Source organism: Dehalococcoidia bacterium (assembly GCA_003597995.1).
Lineage (GTDB): Bacteria > Chloroflexota > Dehalococcoidia > Dehalococcoidales > UBA1222 > SURF-27.
This window is the reverse complement of sequence record QZJY01000043.1, coordinates 1-11395: the sequence shown is the minus strand read 5'-3', so window position 1 is coordinate 11395 and position 11395 is coordinate 1. Positions and strand designations below refer to the sequence as shown.

The window sequence follows — 11395 nt, the reverse complement described above, 5'->3', positions numbered from 1 at the left end:
TCCCACCCCCGACCCTGTCAATCAGCTCATCGTGGCGGTACCCCTCATACTGCTACTGGAGCTGGGCATACTGCTGTCCCGCCTCGTCTACAAGAAGAGAGAACAACCGGCGGAAGCTTAGTTGTCGTATAAGGCTGCCCGTCATTGACATTGCTCATATTTGGCGCTAACATTAAAAAATACGGGTAGTCGCGGGAGAAAGAGCCATAGATGTCTGATTCATGGCGTGCCTGTCATGCCTGTGGCCGTCAAGTTGAAATGGCTCCGGGCCAGGCGCTGGGAGACGCTCTTAGCGGCTGGGTGATAGTATCCCGCTTGCGTGATAAAGATTCCTTTGACCGTTTCAGCTTCTGTTCCATGTGCTGCCTGCAGCAATGGGTACAGAGGCAGGTGCCCGCCATTCCCGACATCTTTCTGCATTCCCTGGACGACAGCTCGTGTAATCCGTAAGGCAGGTCTTCAGGCAGGCATTTTACCCGGCCTGACCGCAAGGTCTGCTTTATTGTTTATAGACATTAAAGGAAGTGACAGTTATGGCCGAAATACCTGAAATAGGCAAGATATCCGCCGAAATTTTCAGCGAACTCATCTTCCCGCGCCTGGGCGCCGATGACAAACATGTCCTGGTGGGGCCGCGCCACGGCACCGATGTGGGCATCGCCGAAATCGGCGGGCAGGCAGTCTCCTTTACCTGCGACCCCGTGTTCATTGTTCCGCAGTACGGCTGGGAACGTGCAGCCTGGTTCGCCATCCATATTCTGGTTTCCGACTCGGTGACTTCCGGTCTGCCTCCCAGATACCTCAGCATCGACCTCAATTTGCCCATGGAAATGACCAAACAGCAGCTGACCGTAATGTGGGACACAATGCACCACGAGTGCAAGAGGCTTGGCATCGCCATCATCACCGGCCACACAGCGCGCTATGAGGGCTGCCACTACCCCATGGTCGGCGGCGCCACGGTGGTCGGTGTGGGAGCTCTGGACAGCTACGTAAGCCCGCGCTTCATCAAACCGGGCGACGCCCTCATCATCACCAAGGGACCGGCCATAGAGGCCAGCGGCATCTTCGCCACCATGTTCCCCAAACTGATGCAAAAGCAGTTCGGTCTGGACTTCGCGCAGCGTGCCGAAAAGCTGTTTTACAAAATGTCGGTGGTGGAGGAAGCCCGGCTGGCGGTGGGCTGCGGCGTGCGCGACCAGGGTGTCAGCGCCATGCATGACGCCACAGAGTGCGGCATCTGGGGCGGGCTTTACGAGGTGGCCGAAGCCGCCGGATGCGGCATCCGAGTGGAGCAGGAAAAGATAGTGGTAGAAGACTGCGTCAAGGAAATCTGCGGGCTGTTCGGCATCGACCCCTATGCCTCCATCAGCGAGGGCACGCTTATCATCGCCTGCCGCCCGCACAGGGCGCAGCAGGTGGTCAAGGCTATTATTGATAGAGGCATCAAGGCTTCCATCGCCGGCGAGTTTACTGAGGCCTCCAGAGGCATGATACTGGTTAAAGACGGAAAAGCCGCTCCCTTCAAACACCCTAACGTCGACCCCTTCTGGAAGGCATTCTATGACGCGAGCGTGAAGTACAAGGATTACGTGGGCTAGCTGACCTCGCTGTCCTAATAGTATATGCCATGAACACTAATTCAGAGTTGAACGATAAAATCCAGCGCCTGAAAGATGAGCGCAAGGCCGTCATCCTGGCGCACAACTACCAGCCTGCCGAGATACAGGACGCCGCCGATTTCGTTGGTGATTCGCTGGAGCTTTCGCAGCAGGCGGCCAGGACGGAGGCGGATGTCATCGTCTTCTGCGGCGTGCATTTTATGGCTGAAACGGCCTATATCCTTTCACCCGGGAAGACAGTGCTACTGCCCGACCCCCATGCCGGCTGCCCCATGGCCGATATGATCACCGCCGAAAAGCTGCGCGAAAAGAAAAAGGAGCTTCCCGGCCTGCCTGTGGTTTGTTATGTCAATTCATCGGCTGAGGTCAAGGCGGAAAGCGACATCTGCTGCACATCCTCCAACGCCGTGAAGGTGGTGGAAAGCCTGCCGCAGCAGGAAATCATCTTCGTGCCGGACAAATACCTGGGGCAGTGGGTAGCCTCGCAGACAGGCAAAAAACTGCACCTGTGGCCCGGTTTCTGCCCCACCCACGCCCGCATACTGCCGCAGCATATTTTGGAGCTAAAAAGTAAATACCCTCAGGCCAGAGTGGTGGTGCACCCCGAGTGCCGCCCCGAAGTGGATAAACTGGCCGACGCCGTGCTCAGCACCGGTGGCATGATACGTTACGCGCGTCAGCCGGAAGTGCGCCAGATGATAGTCGGAACCGAACTGGGCATAATCCACCGCCTGCAAAAAGAAAATCCCGGCAAGGATTTTATACCCGTGTGCCCGCAGGCCGTCTGCCCCAACATGAAGCTCACCACGCTGGAAAAGGTGTTGTGGTGTCTGGAAGATATGAAACCGCGGGTGGTAGTGCCGGAGGATGTCCGCGTCAAGGCGAAAACCGCGGTCGAGCGCATGCTGCAGGTGGTATAATATGGCCGAAAACGATGGCTTTATCGCGGTGCACATCACGACCAAAGACGAGACCGAGGCGCGCAAGCTGGCAGGCCTGCTGCTGGAACAAAAGAAAGCCGCCTGCGTCAATATCATACCCGGAGTAAGCACTCTTTATCGCTGGCAGGGCAAGATAGAGAGCGGCACCGAGAGCCTGATGATAGTCAAGACCAGAAGGTCGCTTCTGCATGATATAATAGCGCTTGTTAAAGCCAATCATTCCTACCAGGTGCCGGAAGTAATCGCTTTGCCCATAGACGGCGGCAGCCCGGACTACCTTGCCTGGCTGGAAGATGAAATCGAAGGCGCCAGCGCCGGAGGAGCAAGCCCGTGTGCGTCAGAATGAGAGAGGATATCCAGAACGTCTTCGCCAAGGACCCGGCGGCGCGCAGCTGGCTGGAGGTGCTCACCTGCTACCCCGGCCTGCACGCGCTGTGGAACCACCGGGTGGCGCACTGGATGTGGACGCACCATTTGAAGCTGGCCGGACGCATGGTGTCGCAATGCAGCCGTTTTTTCACCAACATCGAGATTCACCCCGGCGCTAAAATCGGCCGGCGTTTCTTCATCGACCACGGCGCTGGCGTCGTCATAGGAGAGACTTCGGAAATCGGCGACGATGTGCTGATGTACGCCGGGACCGAGCTGGCCGGCACCACGCTCAACAAGGGCAAGCGCCACCCCACCATCGGCAGCGGCGTGGTAATAGGGGCGGGGGCGATTATACTGGGCGCCATCACCATCGGCGACGGGGCCAAGGTCGGAGCCGGCTCGGTGGTTACCCGGCCCGTACCCGCCGGCGCCACGGTCGTGGGAGTGCCCGGTCACATCGTGGAAGAACACCGCAAGATGGTGGTCGACCTGGAGCACGGCAAACTGCCCGACCCGGTGGCCGAAGCCATCCGCCTGGTGCTTAACGAGCAGACAAAACTGGAAGAGCGCCTTAAAAAACTGGAAAAGGGTTCGGGGATTACGGTGCCCCCGGACGAGCTGCGCCAGCACGTGCGCCGTATCGTTAAAGAGTTCAGCCAGGGCAGCAACGGGGATGAGAATGATGTGGAGTGGATGATTTAATCTACTGCTTTTCTGACCCAAACCAACTAACTTTGATTATCAACAAGAGGGGCAGCCAATGGCTGCCCCCTTTCTACATTTAAACTAATAGTAAAATTAGAAGGTAATTATTGTAGTGCCAGCCGGTAACTCGAATGTGGAATCCGGCAACGCGGCAAAGTTGAAATTGGAATAATCTATTGTTCCTGTGGAAGACGTTATTTCCACTGCGACGCCGTATTGCGTTGATATCCACATGGTGGTCAGGACACCCGAAGCGGTGTATTCGAAACCCGCGCAGGCGTAGCCGTTGACCGTTTTGGAACCGACATACTTCGGATTATACTGGGTTGTGGAGTTGGCATCGCTGGGTTGCGCCGGCGGCACTGTTATCACCATGGCCGATTTGGAATCTGGCATATACAAGTAATATCGTGTGCCGTTAAATATAGTAACTGTCGTTTGCCCTGCAACTGTTGATTCCATCTTGAACTTGGTGGGGTTGCCCATCTTTATCCAATATTTCGAAGTTGTTGTGGTGCCCGAACTGGTCATGCTGACGTCACAAGAGTAGCTGGTATAGCCGGCGGCTTTGGCGAGGATGGTCGCCAGGTCATTCCCGGAGACAGCGGGTGTGGAGGAGACAGGCGTTGATGATGCAGCCGTAGTGGTGGTCGATGTTGCCGTCGCAGTGGAGGTTGTAGCAGAGGCAGACGACGTCGCCGGTGCCGAAGAGGTCGCGGTCGCCTTGGTGGTGGTAACAACGGGAGATGAACTAGTAGTTGTGTTACTGCCTTTTCCTCCGCATCCCATGAAAAGCGTGGCAACGATAACCAGAGACAGAGAGATTCCGAATACTTTTTTCACATTCCATCCTCCCTCCCCGGTGTTCGGATTTCCCGCTGGAAGTTTTGGGGCACCGGAGTCAATACATTCTAACACTCTTGAGGACAAAGTCAATAAGACGTAGCTAAAGAAAATAGTAGTATCTTCGAGCAGAACTAGAACTGGGAAACGCTCAACAGACAGAGGCTAAAGCAAGCGACGCGATTCGCGCGTCAGGTTCTCCACTATACGTATCATGCCGCCGGTGTCCTGCTTGCAGTACTTGAGCAGGTCTTTTCGTATCTTGTTGCGTTCTTCGGCGGAGACATTGCCGAAGGTGGCCTGCATATACCGGAGGCTGGCGATATCGCCGTGAGAAATTTCGAGGTCTTCATAGCTGATACCGGTGACGGCGGGCATGACCTTCTTGAGCGAAGCGCTGCCAGTTTGCGAGGGATGATAATAGCTGAAATCCCTGAAAGGCGTGAGCAGGTCGATGATGCGTTTCGATATATCCGCTATCCAGCCTTTGTACTCAGGGAAAGCCGCCGCCATCTCTTTGAGGCGGCTCTTTTCGAAGGCCTCGTAATAGACCAGAATGGTGCCTGAGGGACCGATAGACTCTTTCAACTCAGCCAGAAAATCAGGACGGGGGTCATCCTTCCCTCTTGCCAGAAAAGAATGATGCCCGGGGCGGGCGCCCGGCTGCTCTATCACATGCACCGAAAACTGAAAAGGGATGTTCTGGTACGGGCTGGTGCCGTCATAAAGGGGGACGGCCGTCATGAAGGTCTCGAAATCCATAAAATAGAGCGGGTACTGCAGGCTTTCCAGGAATGCCCTTATCCCTGCCCGGTCGATATGAGGCTGGCCGCACACGACGCAGTCCTTTTGAATCTGCTGCCTGGCATTGAGCTTGACGTCCTGCGGTATATCGCCGATATTGAGGATACCTCGGCCGAGCAGGTCTTCGCCCAGTTTCTTGCCGTAATAAAGGGTCATGACGTGATGCTCGGGAAGATAAGCCCAGCATTCGCCCTGAAGCGCGCAGGGGTAAGGCGAGTTGCAGCGCTGGCCGATGGCCTCCTCCGGGCATTCCGCGGAGGAAATAAGCTCCAGCATTTCCGCGATGCGTTCCTCTATTCCAAAGGAAAATTCATCCAGCCTGTCGGTCACGTCTTCGGTAATAAACAGTTGAGAAGGGTCTATTGCGCCGCTTTTCACGAAGTCCTTGTTGAGATACACGATGCGACAGCGATCAATAATCAGCCCCGCCAGCTTACAGCAGTGCCGCTGGAAGGCCACGTCGTGCAGATGCTCGTCGCGAACCTCGGTGGCGCTCTTGACCTCTATAATGTCCCAGGCCTCGTCCCCGGCGGGGTTCAGGATATCTACGCGGCAAAAAAGCCGGGAGGCCGAAAAGCCGGCTTCGTAAAGCGGCTTGCGGGAGGCGAGCGCCGCTTTGGCCTCGCGCAGGTTCTCGCTGATACTTGAGCTATAGACATTTAACCCGCCGGGATAAAGCCCCTGCGCCAGTTCGCCCACATAATGGCCCTGGTCGAAAACGTTCTGGGTGGCCTCATCCACCTCCGGCAGTCTGGAGAAATCGTTGACCGACACCCACAGCAGCTTGCGGCACTGAAGGCCGTTCAGATATTTGGACTTGGAAAGGCTTTTATAACCGTTCAAGGCTCGAACCCCTCTTACCTGACATTATGCACTATTGCGCGCCTGCTGTCTCGTCCGGTTCGCACAAGAAATTCGCAATCCTCTGAGAGGATAAACGATAATCCTCAGAGCATATCAATGGCAACCGGATAATCGAATTGGACTAGTAAGCGGGTCAATGCTATACTGTTCAGCATTGTATAGAAACTTGGATGGTAATTAAAAACAAAACGGCTGACGCCTTTTATCATAGCTTTCGACAATATGCTTAAATTCAAATAAAACCAATCGATGCCTGAATTATTGCCTTTTTTAAGTTGAGAATAATGCAGAATCAAAGCGACATACCGCAGGTCACCTCCCCTCGGGAATATGACAACCTGGCCGATACTCTCGGCCTTATCCGCATGCCGGCGCTCAAAATCGGCCAGCATACGGCGCGCATTCCCATCGTGCAGGGCGGCATGGCGGTGGGCATTTCTCTTGCCGGCCTGGCCTCGGCGGTGGCCAACGCCGGAGGCATCGGCGTCATCGGCGGCGCCGGCATAGGCTTTTTCGAACCCGATTTCAGCAAAAACTACGATGTGGCCTCGCGGCGCGCCCTGCGCAACGAGATTAAAAAGGCCCGACAGAAGACGCAGGGAGTGCTGGGTATCAACATCATGGTGGCGCTCACGGACTACGCCGAGCTGGTCAAAGCCGCTGCCGACGAAGGCATAGACATAATCTTCTGCGGGGCGGGTCTGCCGCTGGCGCTGCCTGGGCTGGTAGACCTCAAAGGACGAACGCGCCTGGTGCCCATAGTATCCTCGGCGCGCGCCGCCCGCATTATCTGCAAGAAGTGGCTGGAGGATTTCGGCTACTTGCCTGACGGGTTCGTGGTGGAGGGACCGCTGGCTGGCGGACATCTGGGTTTCAAGCCCGACGAGCTCGAGTTGCCGGAAAACCGGCTGGAAAAATTGGTTCCGTCGGTCATCCAGGAAGTCCAGGCCTTTGTGCCCATCGCCGAGAGGCCCATCCCCGTCATCGCGGGAGGGGGCATTTTTACAGGGGCTGACATCTATAAATTCATCCGCCTGGGAGCCAGCGGCGTGCAGATAGCCACACGCTTCGTGGTCACCGAGGAATGCGACGCCTCCCCGGCCTTTAAAGAAGCCTACCTCAAGGCTAAAAAAGAGGATGTCACTATCATCAAAAGTCCGGTGGGCATGCCGGGAAGAGCCATCAACAACGCCTATCTGGACGATGTGAAGGCCGGCAAGAAGAAGCCCTTCCGCTGCTACTGCCACTGCGTCAAGACCTGTAACTACCTCGAGAGTCCCTACTGTATCTTCCACGCGTTGGTGAACGCGCAAAGGGGACACCTTTCCGCCGGTTTCGCTTTTTGCGGCGCCAACGTCTACCGTCTTAAGCGGCTTACCACAGTTCAAAAACTCTTCGCTTCTCTGGGCAAGGGATATTCGAACGCGGCGCGCCGCGAGTTCGGCGAGATGCTGGCGCGTTTTCTGAACGACAGCATGTCCACCGCCGCTGCGCAACCGGTTCAGGTTTAACGGGATATGCCAACGGCCAAGCTAAACCCATTGAAATAAAGTCAATCTAAAAATTTAAATAGCTAAAAAGAAAAGGAGACTTACTTGCCGACTATTTTAGAACGTGTTACCAAGGTGACCACAGCGCGTCTGAGCGCCAAAGAGGAAGCGGTGGTCCCGTCCGCCAGCTTTACCGACGACCTGGGGGCGGACTCGCTGGACCTGGTTGAGCTCATCATGGGACTGGAAGAGGAATTCAGCACGGCGGAAAAGCCGGTCAAGATCCCCGACGACGATGCCGCTAAAATCAAAACTGTGCAGGATGCCGTAGACTATTTGAAAAATAAAGGGATGTCCGATTCTGACGTCAAACCGCAGGCGACTCAGGCAGCGCCAGCCGCCAATGCCGCTGCCGCTATCATGAAAACCGCTCCTAAAGCAGCCCAACCGGCAGCGCCTCAGAAAAAAGCTGCCAGCGCTCCGGCTGCGAGGAAAAGCGCTCCTAAAAGCGTCAAGACTGTAAAAAACAGCAAAACCTCATAGGCATAAAAGCGTGACAATCGAGCATCACGCAGGCCATTTTACAGGCAAAGGAGGCATCCGGCTCTTCTATCAGAGCTGGGCACCTCCTACCGAGCCCCGCGCGGTATTGCTGCTAGTGCACGGCCTGGCTGAGCATAGCGGGCGGTATCTGAACATCGTGAATGAATTCGTGCCCGCAGGATTTATCGTATGCGCTCCTGACCACCGCGGACACGGCCATTCCGAAGGAGAAAGGTGCTACGTCAACCGCTTCAACGACTATGTGGAAGACCTGAATACTTACGTCGATATCGTACGAAGTGAATATCCGGTGGTTAAGATTTTCATGGTCGGCCACAGCCTGGGTGGGACTATCGCCACAGCTTACGCTGAGGCTCACCAGGGAAAGCTGGCAGGGCTCGTCCTATCAGCCCCGACCCTTAAAGCCGGCTCCAGCATAACCAGGCGCGATAAGCTGCTCGCCCGCATCGCCTCACATCTTGCGCCGGGAGTTGGAGTCAGCAGCCTGGATGCCGCGTCTATCAGCAAAGACCCGGCGGTTGTCACTGCGTATGTGAACGACCCGCTGGTGTATACGGGCAAAATCAGCGCCCGTCTGGGTGCCGAGATACTTCACGCCATCGAGAACGCCATACCGCCCCGGATGCAGACAATTAAACTTCCCATCCTCATCATTCAGGGGGGCGGAAGACCGCCTCTCCAACCCGGAGGGCAGCAGGGCGATATTCGACGGCGTCTCGTCCAGCGACAAGACTTTCAAGCGCTACGAAGGCCTTTTCCATGAGATATTCAACGAGCCCGAACGCGCCGTCGTTTTTGCCGATATGAAGGAGTGGCTGGCCGCCCGCGTTTAAGCAACACGCATCACGTTATTGTTGCCGTCCTCTTCTAACCAGGGCCATCTCTGTGTTCTATTCAGTTTTAATTTTCCCGCGTGAGGCTTGGTGCCGTATGTGTAAGAAGTTCCGTTCATTGATGTGATGTTGCCTATCTGGTTGTAGGCGTAGCTCTGGGTGTATGCATTGGAGACCGCCGTGAGCCGGTCGAGGAAGTCATAGGTGAAGCTCTCAGTCTCAAGAGCAGGCGCATTCACCCTGGTAGCCATGTTGCCAGAGGCGTCCCAGATGTATAGTAAGTCCTGTATGGCGGTGCCGCCGGCCTGCGGCAGCTCGCGAAGTATGGGTACTTCTCTAATCTGAGTTGGAGTTATTTTACTTTGTTCTATCTGAAATTTTATTGAGAAGAAGTAATTGTAACGCAGCAATTTGCGCACAAAAATTCTTCTATGGTGTAGTATTTATTGAACACGATGTCGCCCCGTCCGTTTTCAGCAAACACCTCTATATCTTTAGCGTTCGCTACTGATACTTTCAAGTTTCCCTTAAAAGTCGAGCTTGGGGCCACTGGATTTACAACGAGTTGGTAGTTAGCCTGTTCAATCACTACGTGTATGGATAGCATTTCGCCAGTTTCATTCGTAACACCAATGTGAAGACAAGGTGAACCGCCCATAAAAAAGAGAGACACACCACAAAGCGTTATTATTAACGAGAAAATAAATAATTGCTTATTCATATCCTTTCCTGTATACCCTGCAAGATTGATGCAGTTTTCGCCACTCCCACAATCATGGGTAATTGTCTCCACCGTTTATGAACAGTTCTGGTGAATGCTTTCACTTCTTTCGTAATGCTAGCACATGACCTATTACCAAACTCTTACCAAAGCAGAATAAAGATATAGACATATCATGAAAATTAGCTGACAACCGGGCTGCTAATAGAGAGGGGGTTTATCTCCAAGAGGACCCAACACTTTTGGTCGTTTCGATAAAACAGCTCCTCTGATAACAGCTTTTTTACAACATAACTAGCAAAAAAGCATTCAATCCTGCTACTATAATGAACCCGATTTTGCAGACAATGGATGCCTGCGAGTCCGGAAATAGTCCAGATAGTAACGGAGTATTGCCTGATGTCTGCAAAATGGAAATCGTCACCGACCATAGCGCTGGTTGCGCTGCTCGCCATAACCGCGGTCTGGGGCAGCACCTTCTTGGTGGTGCAGGATGCGGTGGAACGCATGCCCGTGATGGACTTCCTGGCGGTGCGGTTTACGGCAGCTACTCTGGTGATGCTCGCCATCCGCCCGACCTGCCTGCGCGGCATGAGCCGGGCAGGATTCATGCGGGCTGCGGGGCTGGGCGTAATGCTGGGGATGGGTTATATCACGCAGACATACGGCCTGAAGTATACTTCGGCCTCCGTCTCGGGTTTTATTACGGGTATGTTCGTAGTTCTCACGCCGGTCATGTCTTGGGTGCTGTTCCGGCGCGGAGCCAACCGCAACACCATAATCGCCGTGGTGCTGGCTACAGTCGGCCTGGGACTTATCAGCCTGAACGGATGGTCTGTAGGAGTTGGTGAGCTGTTGACGCTGGTCTGCGCCCTCTTTTTCGCCCTGCAAATAGTTGGGCTGGGGGAGTGGTCGGCAAAGTACGATACTTACAGCTTTGCGGTCGTACAAATAGGCGTGGTGGCGGTTATATCCCTGGCAATCGCAGTTCCCGGCGGTATCGCCCTTCCACCGGACGGCAGCGTCTGGGGGGCAGTGGCCCTCACCGCCGTCCTCGCCACGGCAGCCGGTTTCCTAGTCCAGACCTGGGCGCAATCCCTGGTATCGCCGACACGCGTAGCGGTGGTGATGACCATGGAACTCGTATTTGCCGGGCTGTTCGGCGTGTTCATCGGCGGTAACCAACTGACACCGCGTATACTGGGCGGAGCCGCCTGCGTGCTGGCCGCCATGTTTATATCCGGCATTAAAACGGCGCCAGCCGCGCCCAGACTCGAGACCTAATAAAAGGCAGAGCATCATAGAATTTCAAACGCCCTGCCTCATATGGATAGATTGGGACTGAACTAAAGACGTTCTTTATACTGTACGCAAGAAGCAGAGCAGGGCTCCCGTACGCTTGTAGCAGTATGTCTGGCTGAAAGCTCGCTGAGCGCCACCCGCATGATCCTGCCGGATATCGTGACCGCCCTGAATATCCCTTTCCAGACACCCGCCCGGCGGAGCGGCACTCTCTTTCGAAAACTCGTGGCTTGACCTTATAGATACCCACGCGCAAGCGCGTGGTTCTTTATATTTCAAGCTTCGCTTGTCCTGAATCCTGGCGACCTTGGTATTCAACATACTTGAGTATCTG

General features: G+C 55.0%; 13 protein-coding genes and 1 pseudogene. 10 read left to right on the top strand and 4 right to left on the bottom strand.

The genetic code is table 11. The features are described from left to right. The 6 genes from C4542_05975 to cysE form a co-directional block, all read left to right on the top strand. Nucleotides 1-121, top strand: a 121-nt coding sequence (locus tag C4542_05975; GenBank protein ID RJO61657.1) for a twin-arginine translocase subunit TatC, incomplete at its 5' end; no start/stop codon positions are given. Between the two features lie 137 nt (nucleotides 122-258). After that, nucleotides 259-450, top strand: a complete 192-nt coding sequence (locus C4542_05970; GenBank protein RJO61656.1) for a hypothetical protein — start codon at nucleotides 259-261, stop codon at nucleotides 448-450. Nucleotides 451-533: 83 nt separating this feature from the next. Then, complete coding sequence (locus tag C4542_05965) at nucleotides 534-1601, top strand: AIR synthase (protein RJO61655.1); 1068 nt, start codon at nucleotides 534-536, stop codon at nucleotides 1599-1601. 29 nt (nucleotides 1602-1630) lie between these two features. Beyond that, complete coding sequence (nadA, locus tag C4542_05960; protein ID RJO61654.1) at nucleotides 1631-2542, top strand: quinolinate synthase NadA; 912 nt, start codon at nucleotides 1631-1633, stop codon at nucleotides 2540-2542. 1 nt (nucleotide 2543) lies between these two features. After that, nucleotides 2544-2909, top strand: coding sequence for a divalent-cation tolerance protein CutA (locus C4542_05955; protein ID RJO61653.1), 366 nt, complete (start codon nucleotides 2544-2546; stop codon nucleotides 2907-2909). After that, nucleotides 2906-3637, top strand: coding sequence for a serine O-acetyltransferase (gene cysE, locus C4542_05950; protein ID RJO61652.1), 732 nt, complete (start codon nucleotides 2906-2908; stop codon nucleotides 3635-3637). The genes C4542_05955 and cysE overlap by 4 nt, the downstream gene beginning before the upstream one ends. A gap of 96 nt (nucleotides 3638-3733) precedes the next feature. On the opposite strand, the gene C4542_05945 is transcribed toward cysE, so the two are convergent. Together C4542_05945 and C4542_05940 are read right to left on the bottom strand one after the other, a co-directional pair. After that, nucleotides 3734-4483, bottom strand: coding sequence for a DUF4412 domain-containing protein (locus C4542_05945; GenBank protein RJO61651.1), 750 nt, complete (start codon nucleotides 4481-4483; stop codon nucleotides 3734-3736). 165 nt (nucleotides 4484-4648) lie between these two features. Then, on the bottom strand, nucleotides 4649-6130 hold the full coding sequence (locus C4542_05940; protein RJO61650.1) for a DUF2779 domain-containing protein: 1482 nt from the start codon (nucleotides 6128-6130) through the stop codon (nucleotides 4649-4651). Between the two features lie 386 nt (nucleotides 6131-6516). On the opposite strand from C4542_05940, the gene C4542_05935 reads away from it, so the two are divergent. The 3 genes and pseudogenes from C4542_05935 to C4542_05925 all read left to right on the top strand — a co-directional run bounded on the left by C4542_05935 (nucleotide 6517) and on the right by C4542_05925 (nucleotide 9038). Beyond that, complete coding sequence (locus tag C4542_05935) at nucleotides 6517-7662, top strand: nitronate monooxygenase (GenBank protein ID RJO61658.1); 1146 nt, start codon at nucleotides 6517-6519, stop codon at nucleotides 7660-7662. Between the two features lie 84 nt (nucleotides 7663-7746). Next, the gene (gene acpP, locus C4542_05930) at nucleotides 7747-8184 is read left to right on the top strand and encodes an acyl carrier protein (protein RJO61649.1); all 438 of its coding nucleotides are present in this window, start codon (nucleotides 7747-7749) and stop codon (nucleotides 8182-8184) included. A gap of 16 nt (nucleotides 8185-8200) precedes the next feature. Continuing rightward, nucleotides 8201-9038: pseudogene (locus C4542_05925) on the top strand (alpha/beta hydrolase). Here the strand turns inward: C4542_05925 and C4542_05920 are convergent. Continuing rightward, nucleotides 9035-9457: a hypothetical protein gene (locus tag C4542_05920; protein ID RJO61648.1), complete on the bottom strand. Its 423-nt coding sequence runs from the start codon at nucleotides 9455-9457 to the stop codon at nucleotides 9035-9037. The pseudogene C4542_05925 and the gene C4542_05920 sit on opposite strands and share 4 nt — an antisense overlap. Before the next feature lie 701 nt (nucleotides 9458-10158). On the opposite strand from C4542_05920, the gene C4542_05915 reads away from it, so the two are divergent. Next, nucleotides 10159-11043, top strand: coding sequence for a DMT family transporter (locus tag C4542_05915; protein ID RJO61647.1), 885 nt, complete (start codon nucleotides 10159-10161; stop codon nucleotides 11041-11043). Between the two features lie 75 nt (nucleotides 11044-11118). On the opposite strand, the gene C4542_05910 is transcribed toward C4542_05915, so the two are convergent. Beyond that, on the bottom strand, nucleotides 11119-11395 hold a 277-nt coding region (locus tag C4542_05910; protein ID RJO61646.1), incomplete at its 5' end, for a hypothetical protein.

Bases quoted from the DNA above. Each gene is read 5' to 3' on its own strand.
- C4542_05915 (RJO61647.1), top strand. From the start codon at position 10,159: ATGTCTGCAAAATGGAAATCGTCACCGACCATAGCGCTGGTTGCGCTG.
- nadA (RJO61654.1), top strand. From the start codon at position 1,631: ATGAACACTAATTCAGAGTTGAACGATAAAATCCAGCGCCTGAAAGAT.
- C4542_05970 (RJO61656.1), top strand. From the start codon at position 259: ATGGCTCCGGGCCAGGCGCTGGGAGACGCTCTTAGCGGCTGGGTGATA.
- C4542_05965 (RJO61655.1), top strand. From the start codon at position 534: ATGGCCGAAATACCTGAAATAGGCAAGATATCCGCCGAAATTTTCAGC.
- C4542_05955 (RJO61653.1), top strand. From the start codon at position 2,544: ATGGCCGAAAACGATGGCTTTATCGCGGTGCACATCACGACCAAAGAC.
- C4542_05935 (RJO61658.1), top strand. From the start codon at position 6,517: ATGCCGGCGCTCAAAATCGGCCAGCATACGGCGCGCATTCCCATCGTG.
- cysE (RJO61652.1), top strand. From the start codon at position 2,906: ATGAGAGAGGATATCCAGAACGTCTTCGCCAAGGACCCGGCGGCGCGC.